Here is a 23467-nt window from a genome sequence, read left to right as displayed (position 1 = left end):
GGTCCGGGCGCGGCGGAGCGCCAGAACTGACGGTACGTCATGATCAAGGTGTAGCATTCTGCCCGCGCGGACCTGGGTCGAATCCCATCGGGCCACCAGGCCGCCGTGCCGACGAATCGAGTGAGGGACTGATGGGCGTCACCGGTGCGGAAACCGCCGCTGGACTCGGCTCTGACCTGGTCGACGTCGCCGCCCTGCCGCTCGACGAACTCGACGCGCTGCCCGACACCGTCCTCGGCGACCTGCTGCGCCGGGTGGTCGCGGACGCGCTGACCCCCGGCGCGGAACCGCTGGCCGCGTTCCAGTCGGCGCTCGACCGGTAACGAGGGCGGTAGCGCGGCCGGCCGGGGCGTGCGCCCCACCACCGGCTAAACCCCCCGGAGCCTCCGAGTTCGCCAACTTCCCCGCGCGGCTGGTGGAGTTCACGACATGCTGGGTATGAAACCAGCGCCGTCGCGACACCGTCGGGCCTCGGGGGACAGAGTGCTGCAGCCTTACTTCTTCTTCAGCTACGCCCGTGTCGACTTCGAGGCGGAGGACGCCTTCGTCGACCAGTTCTTCAACGACCTGAGGGACGAGCTCGGCCGCATCGAGCCCGCCGCCAGGGCCGAGGAGCTGGCGTACCGCGACACCGAGCAGCTGCGCGTCGGCGACGACTGGGCCGAGCAGCTCGCCACCATGCTGGGCCGCAGCCGGACGATGGTCGCGCTCTATTCCCCGGCCTACTTCGCGAGCGTCTACTGCGGCAAGGAGTGGACCGCGTTCCGCGGCCGCGTCCGGCGCCACCACGAGGACACCGGGGAGCTCATCCCGGCGCTCGTCCCGGTGCTCTGGGAGCCGGTCGTCCCGAGCGAGCTGGCCGCCGAGGTCACCAGGATCCAGTGGGCCCAGCCGGACATGGGCGAGGCCTACGCCCGCTACGGCCTGCGCGCACTGCTGCGCACCGGGCCGCAGGGCGACGCGTACCGGCAGGTCGTCAAGGTCGTCGCCGAGCGCGTCCGCGACGCGGCCGCGCGCCGGCTCACCGAGCTCGCCGACTTCGACCTCAACGCCGTGCGCGGCTACTTCCCCGGCCCGCAGCCGGTCGAGCCCACGGCGACCGCGGGCATGGTCCGGCTGTTCATCGCCGCCGGCCGGGCCTCGGAGGCCGCCGCCGAGGGCGGTTCCTACACCGGTGGCTGGTACGGGGCCAAGCCCTGGAACTGGGCGCCCTATCACCCGCCCACGACGCCGTCGCTCGCCGTGCGCGCCCAGCAGGTCATCACCGCCGCCGGGCACACCACCACCCTGGAGGAGGTCGGCACCGGCCTCGGCGAGAAGCTCGACCAGGCCCGTGAGGACAGTCAGGTCAGCGTCCTGCTGGTGGACCCGTGGGTGGCCGGACACGACCGCTACCGCGCCGCGCTGCGCGAGTACGACGACCAGAACCACCCCGTCACCGGCGTGATGGTCCCCATCGGCAGCGCCGACCCGGAGGGGGAGCGCGACGCGCTCTGGACCGGCGTGCGCGGCGTGTTCCGCCGCAACTGGCTGCGCCGGAGCGACCCGGAGCACCTCTTCCGGGTCAAGGTGAACCGGGAGAACTTCGACTCCGACCTCACCATCATGGTGACGGTCGCTCAGAACAAGCTCATGGACGACAACTTGGATTGGGGGGACGATGTCGGCGGCGCATTCGGCTTCGGCCCCGGCGGCACCGGCGAACGGGCGATCCCCGGGCTGGCCATCCCGTCCGGTCCGCAGCCGGCCCCGGAGCCCCCGCAGCGGGGCCCGGAGCGGTGGCCCAACCCGCCCGACGTGCCGAACCCGCGCGACCACCACGACGACGCAGCGCCCCTGAGGGGAGACCAGGACGATGATCACTGAGCCCGGAACAGAGCCGGCCCGCGGCGGACCGGGATCGGTCGTCACCTTCTACTCCTTCAAGGGCGGCACCGGCCGCACCATGGCCCTCGCCAACGTCGGCTGGATCCTCGCCAGCCGCGGCCAGCGCGTCCTGGTCGTCGACTGGGACCTGGAGGCGCCCGGCCTCCACCGCTACTACCACCCGCTGCTGGTCGACCCCGAACTCCACTCCACCGAGGGCCTGATCGACCTGCTGCGCTCCTACGTCAAACAGGCACTGCCCTCCGCCGCCGGACCGACCGGCCTGTCCCCGGCCGCCTGGCTGGACGAGCCCGGCCGGCTGGACGCCTACATCTGCGGCCTCGCCCTCGACCTGCCGTCCGGCGGGCGCCTCGACTTCCTCCCTGCCGGGCGGCAGAACGCCGCCTACGCCGCCGCCGTCACCAGCTTCAACTGGCGCAGCTTCTACCACGGCCGGGACATCCGCGGCGGCGAGTTCCTGCGCGAGCTGCGCGAACGCTGGTCCCGTACGTACGACTACGTGCTCATCGACAGCCGCACCGGCGTCAGCGACACCTCCGGCATCTGCACCGTCCTGATGCCCGACAGCGTCGTCGACTGCTTCACCTTCAGCGCCCAGAACATCCGCGGCGGCGTCGACGCCGCCCGCGCCATCGCCGAGGCCGAGGAGCGGGCCATCCGCGTCCTGCCGGTGCCGATGCGGGTCGAGGACGCCGAGCAGGAGCGCCTCGAAGCCGGCCGCGACTACGCCCGCGAGCTCTTCGCGCCCTACCTCGGCCGCTGGCTGCCCGCCGAACGCCGGGCCGGCTACTGGGCCGACGTCGAGGTGCCGTACAAGCCGTTCTACGCCTACGAGGAGGTGCCCGCCACCGTCGCCGACCGGCCGCAGGAGGCCCGCAGCCTGCTCAACGCCTTCGAGCGGCTGGCCGGCTGGATCACCGACGGCAAGGTCCGCACCCTGCGCCCGCTCAGCTCCGAGACCCGCCGCCGCCTCTACGGCGCCTACCTGCGCTCGGCCCGCGCCGTGCCCCGGCAGGTCTTCGTCAGCTACGCGCCCGAGGACCGGATGTGGGCCGAGTGGGCCGCCGGCACCCTCACCCGCTTCGGCTACCAGTCCTCCCTGCACAACGCCGCCGAGCCGTACACCGGCGGCCGGCCGCCCGAGGTCGCCGGGCCACTCGACGGCCAGGGCCGGCTGCTCGCGCTGCTCTCTCCCGAGTACACCGCGCTGCCCCGCGCCGCCGAGGTCTGGCAGCTGCTCCAGGGACGCGAACTCGCCTCCGGCTCCCCGGCCCTCGTCGCCCTGCGGCTGCAGGACTCGGACGAACCGGTGCCCCGCCCGTTCATCGGCCAGGCCGTGCCCGACCTCGTCCGCTCCTCCGCCGTGGCCGCCGAGTCCCAGCTGTACGGCGAGCTCGGCCCTCCGCCCGGCAGCTCCCGCCAACTCGACTCCGACAGCGGCGAGTTCCTCGCCCCGGCACGCTTCCCCGGCACCGCGCCGCAGGTCCAGGAGGCGCCCTCGCGCAACGCCTCCTTCATCGGCCGCGGCAAGCTCCTCGAACTGCTCCGCAACCGCTTCACCGGCGGCCCCGGCGCCGTACTCAGCCAGGTCCTGTACGGCTTCGGCGGCGCCGGGAAGTCGCAGATCGCCGCCGAGTACGCGCACCGCTTCAAGGCCGCCTACGACGTCGTCTGGTGGGTGCCCGCCGAGGAACCCGCCAACATCCCGCAGAAGCTCGCCGAACTCGCCCCGCGGCTCGGCGTGCCCACCAGCGACGACGTCGCGCACACCGCCGCCGCCGTCCTCGACGCGCTGCGCCGCGGCCAGCCCTACCGCCGCTGGCTGCTCGTCTTCGACAACGCCGGCACCCCCGAGGAACTCGCCCCCTGGCAGCCGGTCGGCTCCTCCGGCGGGCACGTCCTCATCACCTCCCGCAACCAGGGCTGGGCCCGGCACGCCGGCCTCGTCGAGGTCGACGTCTTCCTGCGCGAGGAGAGCATCCGGCTGCTGCGCCGCTTCAACAGCGGCCTCTCCCTGGAGGACGCCGAGCAGGTCGCCCACCGCCTCGGCGACCTGCCGCTCGCCGTCGGCCAGGCCGCCGTCTGGCTCCAGGAGACGTCCATGCCGATCGCCACCTACCTCGAACTCCTCGACGACGAGCTCACCGAGATGCTGGAGCGCACCGCCCTGCGCACCGCCGACTACCCGCACTCCGCCGCGGCCACCTGGCGCATCTCGGTCGAGGAACTGCGCCGGATGAACGCCCCGGCCGCCCAGATCCTGGAGATCTGCGCCTTCTTCGGCCCCGACGCGATCCCGATGCGGCTCCTCTACAGCCGCGCCGTCACCCGCGCCCTGCGGCTGCCCCCGCGCGCGCCCCGCGACAAGCTCGCGATCGGCGAATTCCTGCGCGCCATCAACCGGTTCGGGCTCGCCCGCACCGACCAGGGCAGCGAGACCATCACCGTGCACCGCCTCGTCCAGGCCGTGCTCCGGGACCAGGTCGAGGAGGACCGGCGGGCCGAACTGCGCGGCGTCGTCCACGCCGCGCTCGCCACCGCCAACCCCGGCGACCCGGACGTCCCCGCCAACTGGGCCGAGTACGCCGAACTCCTGCCGCACCTGTGGCCCTCCGGCGCCGTCGACAGCGCCGACGAGGACGTCCGGCAGTGGATCATCGACTCCGTCCGCTACCAGTGGAAGCGCAGCCTGCACGAGTCCGGCCGGGAACTGGCCGAGCGGACGCTCGAACACTGGAGCCAGGAGGGCTACGGCGGGCCCGGCTTCGACGTCGAGAACGACGCCCAGACGCTCATGCTGCGCACCCAGCTCAGCAACATCCGCCGGTCCCAGGGCGCCCTCCAGGAGGCGTACGAGATGGACCGCGACATCCTGGACCGGTTCACCGCGACCCTCGGCCCCGAGCACTCGCACACCCTCGCCGTCGCCAACAGCCTCGGCGCGGACCTGCGCTTCCTCGGCCGCTACGACGAGGCCCGCACGCTCGACCGCCGCACCCTGGACGCGGCCCGGCGCACCCTCGGCCCGGACCACCCGCGCACGCTCATGATCACCAACAACCTCGCGGTCTCCGACTACCTCGCCGGAGACCGGCGGGCGGCGCTGGAGCGCCACCGCAGCAACTACCTCCAGCAGCGCGACGCCCTCGGCGCGCACAGCCTCTACGCGCTGTCCTCCGCCTCCAACTACGCGCGCGACCTGCGCGAGACCGGGCGGCTGCGGGAGGCCCTCGACCTGCTGGAGGAGACCGTCCGGATCTACCAGCAGACCATCGGCGACGGCCACACCGACACCCTCCGCGCCCGCAAGAACCTCGCCGTGGCGCTTCGGCGGGCCGGCCGCTACAACGAGGCCCTGGAAATAGACGAGGACATCTACCAGCGCTACCTCGACATCAACGGCCCCGAGCACCCCGACACCCTCGCCGCCGCCACCAACCTGGCCAGCGACCTCAACGCCCTCGGCCTCACCGAGCGGGCCATCCCGCTCGCCGAACGGGCCCTCGCCCGGTACCGCGACTACCTCGGCGAGAACCACCCGGTGACGCTGGCCGGCGCCAACAACCTCTCGGTCTACCTGCGGCTGGCCGGCCGCGTCGAGGAGGCCAAGGCGCTGTCCGGTCGCACGCTGGCGCAGTTCCGGATGGTCCTCGGCGACCACCACCTCTACATCCCGATCGCGATGATGAACCACGCGAACGACCTGGCCCTGGCCGGGGAGACCCAGGCCGCACTGGCCCTGGAACTGGAGGCGGCGCCCCTGATGACCGCGACGCTCGGCCCGGACCACTACGACTCGATCGGCATCAACTCCAACCTCTCGCTGTCCCTCGCGACGACGGGACAGACCGAGCGGGCGGCCGAACTGCGGGCGGACTGCATCCGCCGGGCCCGGGCGACGCTGGGGGAGGAGCACCCGACGACCGTGGCGGTCAAGGCCGGGCTTCGGCTCGACTCGGATGTGGAGCCTCCGCACGTGTGACGTTTCGTCAAGGCGTCTGCCCGGACGGGGCTAGGCTCGCCGCATGGTGCCGTTTCGGCAGTTCTTGCTGAAGATCCACAGTCGGTGCAACCTGGCGTGCTCCTACTGCTACGTCTACGAGGCCGCGGACCGGAGCTGGCGTGACCGGCCCCGGCGGATGGAGCTGCCGGTGGTCCGGCGGACCGCGCGGCGGATCGCCGAGCACGCGGCCGAGCACGGGCTCGACGAGGTGGTCGTGGTGCTGCACGGCGGGGAGCCGTTGCTCGTCGGTGCGAGGCATCTCGATGCCCTGCTCGGCGTCGTGCTGGGGGAGTTGGCGGGGGCCGGAACGCGCGTGAGGTTCAGCCTGCAGACCAACGGGCTGCGGCTGCTCGACGAACCCGCGCTGCTGGACGTGCTGCACCGGTACGAGGTCCGCGTCGGGGTGTCGCTGGACGGCACGCGGGCCGACCACGACCGGCACCGGCTGCTGCCCTCCGGGACGGGCAGCTGGGAGCGTACGGCGGAGGCGGTACGGCTGCTGGGCTCGCCCGAGCACCGCTCGCTGTTCGCGGGGCTGCTGTGCGTCGTCGACCTCGCGGCGGATCCGGTGGCTACCTATGAGGCGCTGCTGGAGTTCGCTCCGCCTCGGCTCGACTTGCTCCTGCCGCACGCGACCTGGCAGTCCCAGCCGGCGGGTGTCCGGCGTGCTCTGCCGTCCGCGCCTCCGGCCGGCGGGGAACCCGCGCCGTACGGGGAATGGCTGATCGCCGCCTTCGACCGGTGGTTCGACGCTCCCCGGCGGGAGACCGGCGTGCGGCTCTTCGAGGAACTCGCCGTGCTGCTGCTCGGCGGGCGGGCGGCCAGCGAGGCCGTCGGGCTGGCGCCGGTGGACCTCGTGGTGGTCGAGGCGGACGGCACGATCGAGCAGGCGGACAGCCTCAAGGTCGCGTACGACGGGGCTGCGGCGACTGGGCTCGACGTGTGGCGGCACGGGTTCGGCGACGCCGCTGTGCACCCTTCGTTCCGGGCTCGGCAGCGTGGGATGGACGGGCTTGGGGCTGTGTGTGGGGCGTGCCCGTTGGTTCGGGTGTGTGGGGGTGGGCTCTATGCGCATCGGTTTGCAGGGGAGCGGCTTCTTCAGGGGGAGGGGTTCCTTCATCCGTCGGTGTATTGCGTGGACTTGGATCGGCTGATTCGGCATGTGGCGGGGCGGTTGAGGGCCGCTGCGCGGGGCTTGGGTGTGGGGGGTGTGGGGGGTGGGGCTCTGTTCGGCTGTTCGGGCTAACTCTCGCCGTTGGCGGCTACGTTCGCCGCTCCGGGGGTGAGACTGCGGCCGGGTTGAATCGGGTCGGCGTCGGACGAGGAGGATGGACCGGTGACGGGTACGGGCGAAGCGGTGGCGGTCGGGGTGCCGGGTGCGCGCGGGGCGGACGGGTTGCCCCGGCACGGGGTGGATCGGGCTACGTTTCGGGCGATCGCGGGTGCGCGCGGGGGGGCGGAGGCCGTTCGGCTCCTGCGTGCAGGGCAGTTGAGTAAGCGGGCATTGCTGCTGCTGGCGTTGTGTCGGGCGGCGACAGACGATGTCGGCTATCAGGCGGCGTATGCGGAAGTGCGTGCGTTGCAGCGGGCGGACCGGGTGCGCTGGGAAGACGTCCTGCTGCGGCCGGAGTTGGATGCCTGGGCTGCCGACTGCCTGCGGGCTCTCGCGGCCGGTGAGGCCGTGTCGTTGGACGGGCTGGGGGAGTTCCTCCGGTCCGGGGTGGGGCGGCCCCTCGTTCTGGAGTGTGACGGGCTGCGCTGGGCGCCGGTGATCGACCATGCCGGGCCGCGCCTCGTGGACTACGGGCGGCCGCCTGCCGGGCCGCTGTCGATGCCGGAACTCGCCGCCTGGGAGTCGCGGTTGGCGCAGGCCTGGGGCGTCCTCGTGCGGCGGCACCGGCGGCATGCGGAGGCGGTCGCGGCCTGTGTCGCGACGATCGTTCCGCTGCGGCCGGCGCCCGGCGGGGAGGCCGTCAGTGCCGCTGCCCGGCGTGCGTACGGGGCGGTGGCGGCTTCGCTGCCGGACGATCCGGTGCTGCTGGCGCTGGCCCTGGTGCACGAGTTCCTGCACGTCCAACTCGGCGCGCTGCTCGACCTCGTGCCGCTGCACCGGCCCAACGGTGCCGCCGTCTACCACGCGCCCTGGCGGCCCGATCTGCGTCCGGTCGGGGCGCTGCTGCAGGGGACGTACGCGCACCTGGGCGTCGCGGACTTCTGGCGCGCCGAAGCGGTCGCCGGTGTGAGTCAACGGCCGAGGGCCGAAAGTGAGTTCGCGACCTGGGCCGCACATACGGAGCGCGCGGGCACTACGCTTGTCGGCAGCGGGGAACTCACCACGCTCGGCCGCGAGTTCACCGACGAACTCGTTCGTGCTGTCCGCGAATTGACGGTACGGCAATAGAATCGGGATCCTCCCGGACTCCCCGAAGAGCACCGGTCTCTTCCAGGAGGGGTACGCTGATGCACCAGCCCACCCAGGGCCCGCCGGAGCGCTCGGCGCCGAGGCGACCGCCGTCCTGTGGGGGTGCGCCGTCGGCCGCCGGCGGGTTTCCGGCCCCGCGGCCCGTCTCGGCGCGCGCCAGGGCGAAGTGCGCGACCGCTGAACGGGTGAATTCTTGGGGCATCCGGCGCCGTCGCACGGCACGGACCGGCCACGGAGCTCACCTTGGGGCGGCAAGGTGCCACACGCGGCCCGCGCGGGCACTACATTGGACGCAATCGGGCGGCTTACCCACCCGCGGCAGGTCCTAACCGCGCCTAAGGAAACGAATATGACACCGGTAACCAGCACCATGCCAGCCACCGACCTGACGGTCGCTCAGGACACCGCCGAGCGCCTCTCGCTCACCGACCTCGCCGCGCTCGGCGCCGAAGAACTCGCCGCCCGCCTCCAGCGCGCCCTGCCCGGTTCCGAGCCCGGCCGCGTCGCGGTCGCCGCGTTCAATTCCTCGATCTGACCGGGCCGGGAATTCCCGGACCGGCTGCCGTCGGGTCGAGCCCAACTGAATCAGAGCTGAATCAGAACTGCGATGACGCGAATTCCGCTGCCATTCTCGCAATTCGTGGTCAAGGTGCACAGTCGCTGCGATCTCGCGTGCGACCACTGCTATGTCTACGAGCACGCGGACACCAGCTGGCGCACGCGACCGAAGTCCATCGGCGACGAGGTCCTGGCCAAGGCCGCCGAACGCATCGGCGCGCACGCGGCCACGCACCGGCTGGGCGCCGTCCGGGTCGTCCTGCACGGGGGAGAACCCCTGCTCGCCGGCCCGGACCGGCTCCGTCTGGCCGCCGAGGCGCTCCGGGCGGCGCTCCCGCCCGGCTGCGCCCTCGACCTGCGCATCCACACCAACGGGGTCCTGCTCTCCCGCCGGTTCTGCGACCTCTTCGCCGAGCTGGACATCAAGGTCGGCATCTCGCTCGACGGGGACAGGGCCGCCAACGACCGCCACCGGCGCTTCGCCGACGGCCGCAGCAGTCACCCGCAGGTGCTGCGGGCGGTCGCGCTGCTGCAGGAGCCGGCGTACCGGCACCTCTTCGCCGGGCTGCTGTGCACCATCGACGTCGAGAACGACCCGGCCGCGGTCTACCGGGCTCTGGCCGAACTCCGGCCCCCCGCCGTCGACTTCCTGCTCCCGCACGCCACCTGGGACGATCCGCCGAAACGTCCCTCCGGGCCGGACAGCACCCCGTACGCCGACTGGCTGCTTGCCGTCCACGACCGGTGGGAGGCGGACGGACGGCCTTTCGCCGTCCGGACGTTCGAGTCGGTGCACCGCACGCGGCGCGGGTTCACCAGCCTCACCGAGTCGCTCGGGCTCGAGCCCTCGGACCTCGTCGTGCTGGAGACCGACGGCACCTTCGAACAGGTGGACAGCCTGAAGACGGCGTACGACGGGGCCCCCGCGACCGGCTACGACGTCTTCGCGCACAGCCTCGACGACGTCGCCCAGCATCCCGGCATCGCCGCGCGCCAGTCCGGACTCGCCGGCCTCGGCGCCACCTGCCGCGCCTGCCCCGTCGTCCGGACCTGCGGAGGCGGTCTGTACGCCCACCGCTATCGGAGCGACGATGGGGGAGGCGGCTTCGACAACCCCTCCGTCTACTGCGGGGACCTCATGGCGCTCATCAACGGCGTTGCGGCGAACGGTGGTTCGGTGTCCCTGCCTGCCCAGAGCGCCGCGCCGGTCGTGCCGTCCGCGCTCGCCGACCACCAGCTCGACGAACTCGCCCGGGGCTACGGGAGCGCGGACACCATCCGCGCCCTCGGCCGTTCCCAGCTCGCCCTCACCCGGGCGATGCTGGCCGCCGCCTGGGACGCCTCCGGACAGGGGAGGGGCGAGGCGTGGTCGCTGCTGGCCGCGCTGGACGTCGCCGCCCCCGCCGCCGTCGACGCCGTCCTCGCCCACCCGTACGCGCGCGCCTGGGCCGCCCGGCAGCTCGCCGGGGACCTCGGCACCGGCCTCGGGCCGCTGGCCGCGCTCGCGGCGGCCGCGGCGGTGCGGGTCGGCCGGGGCGACGCGGTGGCGGTGCCGGTGCGCGGTGGGTGGCTGCACCTGCCGACGCTCGGGCGCCTCGCCCTCCCGGACGGGGAGGCCGTCGTGACCGGCACGGCGGACGGCTTCACCGTGCGGACCGCCGACGGGACCCTGCGCACCGTGCTGGACGAGCCGCTGCGGCGGGTCCGCCTGGCGGGCGGGTGGACGGTCGCGCTGGAGGACGTCGACCCCCTGCGCGACAGCCACGACCACGCGGTGTCCACCCGGCTGACCGGCGGCGAACTCCTCGACTGGACGGGCGCCCTGCGCGAGGCCTGGGAACTGCTCGGGCGGGACCTGCCCGGGTACGCGGAGGGCATCAGGGCCGGCCTCACGACGGTGACCCCGTTGCGGCCGGGCCCCGCGGGCCGGGACGTCAGCTCGGCGGCCCGGCAGGCGTTCGGCGCGGTGGGCATCGCCCGCCCGGCGACGGCGCCGACGCTCGCCCTGCTGCTGGCCCACGAATTCCAGCATGTGAAACTCGGCGCCGTGCTCGACCTCACCGACCTGTACGACCGAGACGACGACGCGCTGTACTTCGCGCCCTGGCGGCCCGACCCCCGGCCGCTCGAGGGCTTGCTCCAGGGAACGTACGCCCACCTGGCGGTCACCGAGTACTGGGGCACCCGCACGCTCGCCTACGACGGGCTGCCGGGCGAAGCCGCGGACCGGGCCCGGCGCGAGTTCGCGCTGTGGCGGCGGTACACCGCGGAAGCCGTCGAGCGGCTGGCCGGTTCGGGCGCGCTGACCGCGCTCGGATCGCGCTTCACCGACGGCATGCGCGCGACCGCGGCCCCCTGGCTGGCCGTACCGCTGCCCGCGGCGGCCGAACGGGCCGCCGATCGGGCCCGGCGGGAACGCGCCGCGGTCTGACCACCATCCACCCGCCCCGGGGCTCCCTCACCCGGGGCCCACGACCCCGGGGTACCGTCATCCTCACCGAATCCCGCGCCGGCAGCGTCGCCGCCGCTTCACTCGCCCTGCTCGCCCGCGAGTTCACCGAAATCGGGGTCCGCGCGGGCGCGGTCCTCCACGTCCAGGCGTCCCTCCGCGCGCTCGGCCCGGTGTCCGGCGGCGCGGCGACCGTGGTCGACGCCCTGCTCGACGTGCTGGGGCCCGAAGGCACCCTCGTCGCCTACACGGCGACCCCGGAGAACTCGGCCACCTCCCGCATCCACCGGGCCGAGACCGCCGGCCTCTCCCCGGAGCGCGTGGCCGCACACCTCCAGGAGATGCCCCGGTTCGATCCGGACACCACGCCGTGCTCGCCGACCATGGGCACCCTCTCGGAGACGATCCGCACGCATCCGGGCGCCCTGCGCAGCGATCACCCCCAGACCTCCTGGGCGGCCTTCGGCCCGCGGGCCCGGACGATCACGTCGGTCCACCCGCTGGAATCCCACCTCGGCCCCGAGTCCCCACTGGGCCGTCTCTACGACCTCGACGCCCAGGTCCTGATGATCGGCGTCCCGATGGCCCGCTTCACCGGCTTCCACCTGGCCGACCTGCGGATGCCCGACGTCCCCCAGCGCGAGTACCGCTGCGTCGGCACCGAAGGCTGGACCACCTTCAAGGCCCCGGACCTGGACGACCTCCACTTCGCCGACCTGGGCACCCAGGTCCTCGCCGCCTCCACCACCCTCACCACCCGCTCCATCGGCACCGCCCGCTGCCGCCTGATCTCCCTGCGCGAGGCCGTGGACCTGGCCGAACAGACCCTCCGCCGCTCCCGCTCCTGACTCCTGCTGTCCTCGCGACGGCGCCGCATGGGAAGTCGGCCTGGCCGACTTCCCATGCGGCGGGTGTGGCCGGATGTCGCCAACGGCACACCGTCCGTCGGGCCGCTCCGACGGGGCTCGCGCGTAGGATCCGCGCAGGTTTCCCATGTGTGCGAAGGGTTTCGGCGTGATCATCAAGCGGGCTGCCGTGGTGGGTGGGGTTGTGCTGGGGCTGGCTGCGGTGGCCGGGTGCGGGGGCGACGGGAAGGCGGGGCCGGCGGCGGGGGCGGTGAGTCCGAGTGCTTCCGCCTCGGCCGAGCGGCTGGAGTCGGCCACCGGGGGGACGATCCTCGCGGAGGGGCACAAGGTGTTCTCGAAGGCCGCCTCGGTGAAGATCACCGGGAGTGAGGTCGAGTCGGGGGACCGGACGTCGTTCGTGCTGTCGGTGGCCGCGAACGGGGACTGCACCGGGACGTTCGACTTCGGGGACTCGGGGAAGGCCGAGGTGCTGGTCAGCCATGGGCAGGCGCTGTTCAAGGAGGACGACCGGCTGCTGGCCAAGGTCGGCGGGGACAAGGCCGTGGCGGCGGGCCGGGGGCGGTGGCTGCGCGTGAAGCCGGGGGACGCGCAGGAGAAGGTGACGTCGTTCTGCGACCTCAAGAGCACGCCCGTCTTCGGGAACGGCGACTGGTACCGGAACGTCGTCTCCGACGGCGCCACCACGGTGAACGGGCAGAAGGTGGTGTCCGTTCTGGCGATCAGTCAGGCTGACGGCGCCTTCGACGGGTACGTCGCCACGGACGGTTCGGCGCACCCCGTCCGGATCGAGACGTCGAAGGTCGACGGGGCCACGGACGGTCTGACCATGGACTTTTCCGATTACGACGCTCCGGTCACCGTCAACCTCCCGGCCGCTGATCAGATCATCGATCTGGATTCACTCAAGCAGGGCTGACCAGCAGGTCGTTTCGGTCATGTCAATTCGTGCGAGTCGTTGTGCTATTCCATTGGGGCGTCAGTCGTTCCTACACTGAAGCCCCGCGCACGGGGGCTGCGGGGAACAGGTTGCCGGCGGGCCCGGGGGAGGCGCGTGTGAACGACCGGGGCTGGGACGAGGACGACGCCCGGCCGTACTTCTTCCTCTCTTACGCCCACACCCCGAGGTCGGGCGCGCGTGGTGCCGGGGACCCGAACCACTGGGTGCGCCAGCTGTACCGCGACCTGTGCGAGGCGGTGCTCCAACTCACCACCGTGCGCGCGGGGGTGCCGGTAGGGTTCATGGACGAGTCCATGCACCAGGGCGAGTTGTGGGCGGAGCGGCTGTCGGAGGAGCTGGCCAACTGCCGGGTGTTCGTGCCGCTGTACTCGCCGCGGTACTTCAACAGCGTTCCGTGCGGCCAGGAGTGGCACGCCTTCACCCGGCGGCCCGTCTACCCGGCGAACCTCGACTCCGAGCGCACCAGCGGGATCGTGCCGGTCCTGTGGGCGCCGATGAGCCGCTACAAGCTGCCGAAGGTGGCCAGCGACCTCCAGTTCAACCACACGAGCTTCGGTCCTGACTACGCCACCGAGGGCCTGTACGCGCTGATGAAGCTCACCTACTTCCGCTCCGCCTACGAGCTGGCCGTGCACCGGCTGGCGGCGCGGATCGTGCAGGTCGCCGAGGAGACGGTGATCCCGGTCGGGCGGCGGCTGGACTTCAACGCCCTGCCCAGCGCGTTCAACGTCACCGCGCCCACCAAGCAGCTCCGGATCTCCGTCCTCTCCTACCACCAGGGCGAGTTGCCCGAGGACCGCAGCCCCGACTACTACGGCGCCAAACGCACCGACTGGCACCCCTACCGCCCGTCCGGCTCCCCGATCGCCCAGCACGCGGTGCGCCTCGCACGGCAGTTGGGCTTCCAGCCGACCGTGCACGAGTTCGACGACGAGGCCGAGGCGATCATCGGCGGCGAGGCCGCCGCACCCGGCCTGCTCCTGCTGGACCGGTGGGCGCTGCGCGACGAGCGCCGCCGCGAGCTGGTCCGGCGCTTCGACCGCTCGGACGCCACGTGGGTGAGCGTCCTGGAGCCGTGGAACACCGACGACCCCGAGTGCGAGGAACGCGAGGGCGAGTTCGGCGAGTTGAGCGACCGCACGCTGCGGATCACCCGCCGGGCCAGCCGCCCGAGCTTCCTCGGCGCGACCGGCACCCCCGGGCTGACCAGCCTGGACGAGTTCGACGACGCGCTGCCCCGGGCCGCGATGAAGGCCAAGTACGCCTTCGAGAGCCGCACCCGGGCCGAGCCGGACGACCCCCCGCCGCCGCGGCCCAACCTGCGGGACGCGTTCCGGCGCGACCCGGACCCCTTCGGACCTGGCCCCACCGACCGCGACGACCACCCAGACCGCGACGACACAGACGACAACCCGGCTCCGGGACGGCGCCCGTGGGAGGACCCAGATGAGTGACAACACCACCAGGAACCTCCGCCTCGGGGGGCTGACCACCGCCGACCTCGCCGCGCAGCGCGAGGCCCGCAGCCGGGCGGAGGAGCAGGACCGGGGCGGGCGGATCATCACCTTCTACTCGTACAAGGGCGGCACCGGCCGCACCATGGCGCTCGCCAACACGGCCTGGATCCTGGCCGCCAACGGCTACCGCGTGCTCACCGTCGACTGGGACCTGGAGGCGCCGGGCCTGGCCAAGTTCTTCCACCCCTTCCTCGACCCGGCCTCCCTCGCCGGCACGACCGGCATGATGGACCTGATCGCCGAGTACCGGGAGGAGGCGCTGCGCCCGGTCGAGCACGCCGAGGGCTGGCACCTCGACTTCGCCCGCGTCCACCCGCACGCCCTGTCGCTGTCCTGGCCGCTGTTCCCGCGCGGCGGCAGCCTCGACTTCCTCTCCGCCGGCCAGTTCAACCGGGACTACTCGGAGGCCGTCACCCACCTGGACTGGGACATCTTCTACGACCGGTTCGACGGCGGGCAGTTCTTCGACGCCCTCAAGGCCGACATGGCCAAGCGCTACGACTACGTGCTCATCGACTCCCGCACCGGCCTGTCCGACATCGCCGAGATCTGCACCGTGCAGATGCCCGACGACCTCGTCGTCTGCTTCACCCTCAGCGACCAGTCGATCGACGGCGCCTCCCGGATCGCCCAGCACATCCACGACCGCTACCGCGAGCGCGGCATCCGCATCCTGCCCGTCCCGATGCGCATCGACGAAGGCGAGAAGGAGAAGGCGGACGCCGGCCGCGCCCTCGCCCGGGTCCGCTTCGACGGGCTGCCGGCCGGCCTGGGCGGCGAGGAACTCGCCCAGTACTGGGGCTCGGTGGAGATCCCGTACCGGCCGTTCTACGCCTACGAGGAGATCCTCGCGACCTTCGGAGACCAGCCGGGCACGCCCACCTCGATGCTCGCCGCATGCGAGCGGCTGACCTCCGTCATCACCGAGGGGCGCGTCACCAACCTGCCGGCGGTGGACGAGGAGGTGCGGCTGCGCTACGTCGACGCGTTCACCCGCCGCCGCCCGTCCGTGCCCGCCGACCTCTACCTGTCCTACGTGCCCGAGGACCGGATGTGGGCGGACTGGATCGAGTCCGTCCTCACCCGGGCCGGCTTCCGGGTGCTGCCCCGGGACCTCAGCGCCGGCACCGACCCGCGCGAGGAGACCGAGCGCGGCATCGACGCCGCCTACCGGACGGTCGCCGTGCTCTCGCCCGCCTACCAGCGCTCCCCGCAGGCCAGGGCGCTGTGGGAGTCCGTGGTCAGCTCCGACCCCTCCGGGACGCGCCGCCAGCTCGTGCCCGTCCGGGTCGGCGACGTGCGGCTCACCGCGCCGTTCAGCAACCGCAACCCGGTCGACCTGGTCGGCCGCGACGAGGCGCAGTCCGTCCAGACGCTGCTGCGCGCGCTCGGCCGCGGCGAGGCCGCCCTGCCGGAGACCAACGGCGGCGGACCGCGCTTCCCCGGCAGCAAGCCCGCCGTGTGGGACGTCCCGCCGCGCAACCCGTCCTTCACCGGCCGCGCCGCCGTCCTGGAGCAGCTGCGCAACCAGCTGCGCGGCGGCATGGCGGCCGTCCTGCCCACCCCGCAGACGCTGTACGGGCTCGGCGGCGTCGGCAAGACCCAGGTCGCCCTGGAGTACGCGCACCGGTTCATGTCCGACTACGACCTGGTGTGGTGGATCGACGCCGAGCAGACCGAGCTCGTCGCCCCCGCCCTCGCCGAACTGGCCAGGCGCCTCGGCCTGCGCGTCGGCGACTCCGTCACCGAGGCCGCCGAGGCCGCCCGGGAGGCGCTGCGCCTGGGCCGGCCCACCGCGCGCTGGCTGCTGATCTTCGACAACGCCGACGAGCCGTCCGAGATCCGCCGCTTCTTCCCCGGCGGCTCGGGCCACATCCTGGTCACCTCCCGCAACCAGGCCTGGACCGGGCACGCCGAGGCCCTGGAGGTCGACGTCTTCACCCGCGGCGAGAGCGTCGAGCACCTGTGCCGGCGCGCCCGCGGCCTGTCCCGCGCGGACGCTGACCGGGTCGCCGAGGCCGTCGGCGACCTCCCGCTCGCCGTCGAGGTCGCCGCCGCGTGGCTGGACACCACCGGCACCCCGGTCGAGACCTACGTCGCCCAGCTGCACGCCGAGGCCGCCCGCGCCCTGGCCGTCGCCCGGCCCGCCGACTACCCGACCCCGGTCGGCGCCACCTGGAACGTCTCCATCGCCCGGCTGCGCCAGCAGTCCCCGGCCGCCGTGCGGCTGCTCCAGCTGTGCGCGTTCTTCGCGCCCGAGCCGATCTCGATGAACCTCTTCTACAGCGACCAGATGATCCGGGCGCTGGTGAAGTACGACGCCGACCTCAGCGACAAGTTCATGCTGGGCAAGGTCATCCAGGCCATCGGCCGCTACGCGCTCGCCAAGGTCGACGCCGGCAGCAACAGCTTCCAGGTGCACCGGCTCGTCCAGGCGGTGATCCGCGCCGAGATGAGCGAGGAGGAGCAGGAGGTCGCCGTCCACGAGGTGCACCGCATCCTCACTGGCGCCCGGCCCGTCCTCGGCGACACCGACGACCCCGCCAACTGGCCCGCCTTCGACGAGATCTGGCCGCACCTGTCGCCCTCCAAGGCGCACAACTGCGACGAGGCCGACACCCGCCAGCTGCTCATCGACCGCGTCCGCTACCTGTGGAAGCGCGGCGAGCTCGACCGCGCCCGCGACCTCGGCCACGCCCTCGACACCGAGTGGACCCGAAAGCTCGGCGAGGGCGACCGGCAGACCCTCCTGCTGCGCTTCCAGCTCGCCAACGTCCTGCGCTCCCAGGGCAACTACGCCGAGGCACTGGCCCTGGACGAGGACACCCTGGAGCGCCAGCGCGCGCTGCTCGGCGAGCACCACGCCTACACCCTCATGACGGCCGGCTCGCTCGGCGCCGACCGCCGCGCCCTCGGCCGGTTCCAGGCCGCGCTCGAACTCGACCGCGAGATCCTCTCCCAGTTCCGCGAGCTGTTCGGCGACGACCACCCGCGCACCCTCGCCATGGCCAACAACCTCGCCATCGACTACCGGCTCGTCGGCGAGAGCGAACTCGCCCGCGAACTCGACCAGGAGACCCTCGACCGGCGCACCGCCGTCCTCGGCCCCAAGCACCCCTACACCCTCTCCACCAAGTCCAACCTCGCCCGCGACCTGCGCGAACTCGGCGACTACCAGGGCTCGGTGGAGCTCCTCCAGGAGGTCACCGCCGACCTCGGCGACGTCCTCGACCCCGACCTGCCGGAGAACCTGCGCAACGCCAAGTCGCTGGCCGTCTCGCTGCGCCGGATCGGCCAGCTCGCCGAGGCCCGCCGGATCACCAAGGAGACCTACGAGCGCTACCTGGAGCGCTACGGCGCCGACGCGCCCGACGCGCTCGCCTGCGCGCTCAACCTGGCCGCCGACCACAGCGCCTCCGGCGACAAGGAGACCGCGCGGGACCTGTGCGCCACCGTCTTCGAGGGCCACCGGCGGCTGTTCGGCGACGAGCACCCGTTCACCCTGGCCTGCGCCAACAACCTCGGCATCTACCTGCGCGGCAGCGGCGACATCCCGGGCGCCATCGAGCGCGGCCGGGCCACCGTCGACGGGCTCACCCGCTCGGTCGGTCCCGACCACCCGTACACGCTCAACGCGATGATCAACCTGGCCAACGCCTACGGCGACGACGGGCAGATCCAGCGCGCCGAGGAGCTGGGCCGCGCCGCGTACGAGGGCCTGTGCGCCCGCTACACCCCGCGGCACCCGGACGCCGTCGCCTGCGAGGCCAACCTGGCGATCACGCTGCGGGCGGCCGCGCGGCACGGGCAGGCGGCGGAACTGCGGGCGCGCTCGATCGCGGAGCTGATCCGGCAGTTCGGCGAGGAGCACCCCAACACGGTGTCGGCGCGCGGCTGGAAGCGGATCAACCGGGACCTGGAGCCGCAGCCGGTGTGACGCCTTTCCGGGACGTTCAGGGGGGCGGGGTACGCTCCGGAGCCATGACTACCCCGCCCCCGGTCCTGGTCACCCGCCGCCTCGCGCCCGGGGTGATCGAACGGCTCACCGCGCACCACGCCGTCACCTGCCACGACTCCGACCGGTCGATGCCCCGGCCGGAGCTGCTGGCCGCCCTGCCCGGCCGCCGGGCCGTCCTCACCACCCTGGACGACCGGGTGGACGCCGAGTTCCTGGACGCGGCGGGGCCCTCCCTCACGGTCGTCGCCAACCACGCCGTCGGCTACCACAACGTCGACCTGGCCGCCTGCGCCGAGCGCGGCGTCCTCGTCACCAACACCCCCGGCGTGCTCACCACCGCCACCGCCGACATGGCCTGGGCGCTGCTGCTCGCCGCCACCCGCCGGCTCGGCGAGGGCGAACGGCTGCTGCGCTCCGGCGAGCCGTGGGTGTGGGCGCCGAACTTCCTGCTCGGCATGGAGCTGGCCGGCACCCCGCTCGGCATCCTCGGCATGGGCCGGATCGGGCAGGCCGTCGCCCGGCGGGCGCGCGGCTTCGACATGCCCGTCAGCTACCACAACCGGAGCGAACTGCCGCCGGAGCAGGCCGAGGGCGCGCAGTGGAAGCCCCTCGACGAGCTGCTCGCGACGTCGACCGTCCTCGTCGTCACCTGCCCGTTCAGCGCGGCCACCCGGCACCTGCTGGACGCCCGGCGGCTGGCGCGGCTGCCGCGCGGGGCCGTCGTGGTGAGCATGACGGCGGGCGTGGTGGACGAGGAGGCGCTCGCGGCGGCCCTGGAGTCGGGCGCGCTGTTCGCCGCGGCCGTCGACAACTTCGAGCACGAGCCGGCCGTGCCGTCCGCGCTGCTCGCCCAGGAGCGCGCCGTGCTGGCCCCGCACCTCGGCAGCGCCACCGTCCGGACGCGGCAGGCGATGGGCGGGCTCGCCGTCGACAACGTCCTGGCGGTGCTGGCCGGGGACGAGCCCCTGACGCCCGTGAAGGCCTGACGCCCGGCAGACCGTGATGCGCTAACCCGCCGCCCAGGCCAGGGCGGTGGTCAGCACCCGGAAGGCGCCGAAGTGCGCGGCGCCGGGCTCCAGGAAGAGCTCGGCGCCCGGGATGTGGTCGGCCAGCCAGCGGGAGTGCTCGACCGGCGAGAACTGGTCGTCCGCGCCGTGCCACAGCCAGGTCGGCACCGCGATGTCCTCGCACTTGAAGCCCCAGTCGGCGGTGAACGCCAGGACGTCGTCGATCCAGCCGTCCGCGCCGTGCCGGAACGCCTCCCGGTAGTTGCTCTGCAGCATCCGCCGCAGCCCGCTGTCGGCCACCACCATCCGGTCGGCGGGCGACAGTTCGGGCCGCAGCCCCTTCAGCAGCCGGACCGGGTCGTCCTTGATCTGGCGGGAGCGGAACTCCATCGTGTCCGCGATCCGGTCGTGGCCGCGCTCCGCCTCCCGGTAGGCGCGGACGTTCGACGGGGTCATCCCCGCGTACCAGTCCAGGCCGGTCGCGTTCCGCGGCGCGAGCCCCACCAGCACCGCCACCCGGCTCACCCGCTCCGGCAGCAGCGCCGCGCAGGCCAGCGCGTGCGGGCCGCCGCCGGAGCGGCCCAGCACCGCGAACCCGTCCAGCCCGAGGTCGTCCGCGATGATCCGCACGTCGGCCGCCGCCGCGCTCACCCGCCGCCCGACCTGCCGGGTCGAATCGCCGTACCCGGGGCGGTCGTAGGAGATCAGCCGCACCCCCAGCCGGTACAGCACGGTGCTGCGCGGGTGCGGACCGACCCGGCTGCCCGGCATGCCGTGCAGCAGGAACACCGGACGGCCGCGCGGATCACCCAGGGACTCCACGGCGAGTGCGCGTCCGCCCGGGGCCTTGACCATTCGTAACGCCACGCGCCTGCCTCCTGAGTGTCACCGGATGGGGGTCACCGGTCGGTGGTGGTGCGGATCTCCCGGCGGGCCTGCCAGGTCGTGTGCTCCCGGGACACCGCGTCCTCGGCGTCCCGGGCCAGCCGGGCCCAGATCTCCTCGGCGTCCGCCGACTCCAGCTCCAGCGCCGCCAGTTGGCGCCGGATCTGCTCCAGCTCGTCGGCCGCCAGGCCGTACGCGGCGGCCAGCGGACGGTACTGGCGCAGCTGCGCCCACGCGGCGACGGACGCGGCCACCGCCGAGACCGTGCCGAGCGCGTCGTAGGTGAACGCGCCGAGCGCCCGCAGGACCGCGAGCACCAGCCCGAGCGCGGGGAGCACCACGCCGAGCACGCCCGTCCAGAAGCCGGCCCGGGCGCAGTAGCGGGACTTCGAGCGGTACCACGCGTACTGCACCTCGATCCGCTCTCGCAGGTACACCTCGCGGCGCACGGCCAGCGGCTGCGCGCGCAGGTCGCGCATCGCGTCGGTGATCCCGGCGGGTTCGGCGGGTTCGGCGGGCGATTGCGTCCCCGGCTCCCCGCCGGGTTCCGTTGCCGGCGGGCCGCCGATCGCCGGGCTGTCGCGGAACGCGCCCAGCACCCGGCCGAGCTGGAAGCGGTACAGGCCCTCGGCGTCCGGCAGGGCGCGCGGCGGCGGCTGGTAGGCGTCGGCCCGGACGGCGAACTTCCAGGCGAGCGTCTTCACCGACTCCGCGGCGGCCCGGCCCTCGTACCAGAGGCCTTGCGGGTTCTGCCGGCCGATCACCACGGCGAAGCCGATCGCGCCGAGGTAGGCGACGGCCGCCGGCCAGGCCCACGCCTCGCCGTCGGCCGAGCCGGTCGCGGCGGCGACGAGGAGGAGGACCAGCTCCCACGCGGAGAGGACCACCGAGCGCTGCTGGCCGCGCAGCGAGGCGGAGTCGGCGGCCCAGAAGAGGTCGGGCAGGAGGTCCCGCTCGCGCACCCACCCGGTACGCCCCGCACCAGACGCCATGTTCGGCCCCCACCCGTCGCTCCGGTCGCACCCCTTCCCTGCCCCGGCGGACTCCCCGGTACGCCTGCCGCTCGGCCGCGCGGCCCGCAATGGCCGGGAACCCCCGGTGGTTGTCCGGCGGGCGGCCCGGCACCGCCTCGGTAGGTGTGGAAACTGCCTCAGTAGGTGTAGAAGATGCGCTCCGCGTTGTCGCTCATCTGCCGGACGTTCCACTCCGTCCCGCCCGGCACGTTGCCCGAGCGGAACAGCGGCGGCGCCTCCGCGGTGCCGGCCTCCGCGGCCTCCGCGAGGCGGCCCACGGCGGAGGCGACGACGGCCTGCATCAGGGCGCTGGTGACGATCGTCGAGACCGGGCCGAACGTCGTCCGGGCGCCCGGGTGGGTCAGCTCGCCGTCGCCCACCGCGATCTTGCTGTCCAGCACCACGTCGCAGTTGTCCTTGAGGTACGTCCCCGACGGGTGCGCCGAGGGCACCTCGCCCGGGTACGCGAGCGAGGTGACCCCGATCACCGTCAGCCCGCGGTCGCGCGCGTAGCGGGCCAGCTCGACCGGCATGACCTGGCGGCCGGACAGCGAGATCACGAAGAGCACGTCGCCCGCCGTCGCCGGGGTGAGGTCCAGGCTCGTCGTCGCCAGCCCGGACACCCGCTCCAGCGCGCTCGCCAGCGGTGCGGGCATCACCGTCACCCCGGCCATCCCGGGCACGTTCAGCAGGTTCACCGGCACCAGCCCGCCCGCCCGGTAGACCACGTCCTGTGCGGGCAGCGAGGAGTGCCCGGCACCGAAGGTGAAGACCCGGCGGCCCTGCGCGACCGCCTCGGCCAGCAGCGCGGCGGCGGCCTCGATCGCGTCGGCCTCCTCCTCGCGGACCCGCTGGAGATGGGCGATCGCGGCGTCGAAGTACCGGCCGACCAGGTCGTTCATCTGGTGCCTCCGCTCTCTGCCGGTGAGGGAGCCGGCCCTGGTGGGGCGGTCGGGGTGGTCCGGGCCGCCAGTGGAGAAAGCTACGGCGAGCACGGTGGTGCCTCGGCGGCACCGCTGTCAACAGGAACGAAAACCGGTACCGGAGGCCCCTCGGCGGGCCCGGTTGCCGACGTCGTACGTCAGAATTGGCGGTGAGGACACCGAAGAACGGAGCCAGCGGCGATGTCTGGGCTGATCGACACCACTGAGATGTACCTTCGCACCATCCTGGAGCTGGAGGAGGAAGGCATCGTCCCGATGCGCGCCCGGATCGCCGAGCGCCTGGAGCAGAGCGGCCCCACGGTCAGCCAGACCGTCGGCCGGATGGAGCGTGACGGGCTCCTCCAGGTCGCGGGCGACCGCCACCTGGAGCTCACCGAGGAGGGCCGCCGGCTCGCGGTGCGCGTCATGCGCAAGCACCGCATCGCCGAGTGCCTGCTGGTCGACGTGATCGGCCTGGAGTGGGAGCAGGTGCACGAGGAGGCGTGCCGCTGGGAGCACGTCATGAGCGAGACCGTCGAGCGCAAGGTGCTCGCCATGCTCGGCCACCCGACCCAGTCCCCGTACGGCAACCCGATCCCGGGCCTCGACGAGCTCGGCGACGCCAAGGCCGAGGGCGAGGGCTTCGACGCCGCGCTCGTCCAGCTCGACTCGGTCAAGCCGGGCGACGAGGGCGTCAGCGTCGTGGTCCGCCGCATCGGCGAGCCCATCCAGACCGACGAGGGCCTGATGCGCACCCTGCGCCGGGCGGGCGTCCGGCCGGGCTCGACGGTCAAGGTGAGCCCCGGCGTCGGCGGCGTCCTGGTGGGCACCGGCGAGAACGCCGCCGAACTGGGCAAGGACATCGCCCAGCACGTGTTCGTCGCCCAGGCCTGAACGCCGCGCCGGCGGCGGCGCACGACGGCGCACGCGAGGGCACACGGCGGCACGCGGCTGCACACGGCCGCGCGACGACGACGGACACGAACCGACGAAGAGGGCCCGCTGCTCCCCGTGCAGCGGG

General features: G+C 73.4%; 16 protein-coding genes. 13 read left to right on the top strand and 3 right to left on the bottom strand.

From position 1 onward, the window contains the following. Positions 1-131: 131 nt before the first annotated feature. The 12 genes from fxsA (AB0O00_RS05765) (at position 132) to AB0O00_RS05710 (ending at position 19604) form a co-directional block, all read left to right on the top strand. Complete coding sequence (gene fxsA, locus AB0O00_RS05765) at positions 132-323, top strand: FxSxx-COOH cyclophane-containing RiPP peptide (RefSeq protein WP_049656076.1); 192 nt, start codon at positions 132-134, stop codon at positions 321-323. 160 nt (positions 324-483) lie between these two features. Beyond that, positions 484-1866: a TIR-like protein FxsC gene (locus AB0O00_RS05760; protein WP_363648834.1), complete on the top strand. Its 1383-nt coding sequence runs from the start codon at positions 484-486 to the stop codon at positions 1864-1866. Continuing rightward, complete coding sequence (fxsT, locus tag AB0O00_RS05755; RefSeq protein ID WP_363648833.1) at positions 1856-5869, top strand: FxSxx-COOH system tetratricopeptide repeat protein; 4014 nt, start codon at positions 1856-1858, stop codon at positions 5867-5869. The genes AB0O00_RS05760 and fxsT (AB0O00_RS05755) overlap by 11 nt, the downstream gene beginning before the upstream one ends. A gap of 43 nt (positions 5870-5912) precedes the next feature. Then, positions 5913-7136 carry an FxsB family cyclophane-forming radical SAM/SPASM peptide maturase gene (locus AB0O00_RS05750; RefSeq protein WP_363648832.1) on the top strand — a complete coding sequence of 408 codons (1224 nt, stop codon included), beginning with the start codon at positions 5913-5915 and terminating at the stop codon, positions 7134-7136. A gap of 258 nt (positions 7137-7394) precedes the next feature. Continuing rightward, positions 7395-8291: an HEXXH motif-containing putative peptide modification protein gene (locus AB0O00_RS05745; RefSeq protein ID WP_363648831.1), complete on the top strand. Its 897-nt coding sequence runs from the start codon at positions 7395-7397 to the stop codon at positions 8289-8291. Between the two features lie 370 nt (positions 8292-8661). Beyond that, the gene (fxsA, locus tag AB0O00_RS05740) at positions 8662-8847 is read left to right on the top strand and encodes an FxSxx-COOH cyclophane-containing RiPP peptide (RefSeq protein WP_363648830.1); all 186 of its coding nucleotides are present in this window, start codon (positions 8662-8664) and stop codon (positions 8845-8847) included. 72 nt (positions 8848-8919) lie between these two features. Next, on the top strand, positions 8920-11301 hold the full coding sequence (locus tag AB0O00_RS05735; protein ID WP_363648829.1) for an FxsB family cyclophane-forming radical SAM/SPASM peptide maturase: 2382 nt from the start codon (positions 8920-8922) through the stop codon (positions 11299-11301). A gap of 59 nt (positions 11302-11360) precedes the next feature. After that, entirely contained in the window at positions 11361-12167 is an 807-nt protein-coding gene (locus tag AB0O00_RS05730) for an AAC(3) family N-acetyltransferase (RefSeq protein WP_363648843.1), read from the top strand. A gap of 268 nt (positions 12168-12435) precedes the next feature. Beyond that, the gene (locus tag AB0O00_RS05725; RefSeq protein WP_363648828.1) at positions 12436-13101 is read left to right on the top strand and encodes a hypothetical protein; all 666 of its coding nucleotides are present in this window, start codon (positions 12436-12438) and stop codon (positions 13099-13101) included. 137 nt (positions 13102-13238) lie between these two features. Further along, positions 13239-14597 carry a TIR-like protein FxsC gene (locus tag AB0O00_RS05720; RefSeq protein WP_363648827.1) on the top strand — a complete coding sequence of 453 codons (1359 nt, stop codon included), beginning with the start codon at positions 13239-13241 and terminating at the stop codon, positions 14595-14597. A gap of 145 nt (positions 14598-14742) precedes the next feature. Further along, positions 14743-18597 carry an FxSxx-COOH system tetratricopeptide repeat protein gene (gene fxsT / locus AB0O00_RS05715; RefSeq protein WP_363648842.1) on the top strand — a complete coding sequence of 1285 codons (3855 nt, stop codon included), beginning with the start codon at positions 14743-14745 and terminating at the stop codon, positions 18595-18597. A gap of 44 nt (positions 18598-18641) precedes the next feature. Beyond that, a complete protein-coding gene (locus tag AB0O00_RS05710; protein ID WP_363648826.1) occupies positions 18642-19604 on the top strand; it encodes a D-glycerate dehydrogenase in 963 nt (320 codons plus the stop codon). A 21-nt stretch (positions 19605-19625) separates the two neighbouring features. Here the strand turns inward: AB0O00_RS05710 and AB0O00_RS05705 are convergent, their stop codons facing one another. The 3 genes from AB0O00_RS05705 to AB0O00_RS05695 form a co-directional block, all read right to left on the bottom strand. Beyond that, the gene (locus tag AB0O00_RS05705; RefSeq protein ID WP_363648841.1) at positions 19626-20480 is read right to left on the bottom strand and encodes an alpha/beta hydrolase; all 855 of its coding nucleotides are present in this window, start codon (positions 20478-20480) and stop codon (positions 19626-19628) included. 44 nt (positions 20481-20524) lie between these two features. Then, a complete protein-coding gene (locus tag AB0O00_RS05700) occupies positions 20525-21502 on the bottom strand; it encodes a DUF4231 domain-containing protein (RefSeq protein WP_363648825.1) in 978 nt (325 codons plus the stop codon). A 158-nt stretch (positions 21503-21660) separates the two neighbouring features. Beyond that, complete coding sequence (locus tag AB0O00_RS05695) at positions 21661-22425, bottom strand: sugar isomerase domain-containing protein (RefSeq protein WP_363648824.1); 765 nt, start codon at positions 22423-22425, stop codon at positions 21661-21663. Positions 22426-22647: 222 nt separating this feature from the next. Here AB0O00_RS05695 and AB0O00_RS05690 point away from each other — a divergent pair, with 222 nt between their 5' ends. Further along, complete coding sequence (locus tag AB0O00_RS05690; protein WP_363648823.1) at positions 22648-23340, top strand: metal-dependent transcriptional regulator; 693 nt, start codon at positions 22648-22650, stop codon at positions 23338-23340. Positions 23341-23467 lie beyond the last annotated feature (127 nt).

The sequence above is a fragment of the Kitasatospora sp. NPDC093558 genome (assembly GCF_040683475.1).
Classification (GTDB): Bacteria; Actinomycetota; Actinomycetes; order Streptomycetales; family Streptomycetaceae; genus Kitasatospora.
This window is presented reverse-complemented; position numbering and strand designations above follow the sequence as displayed.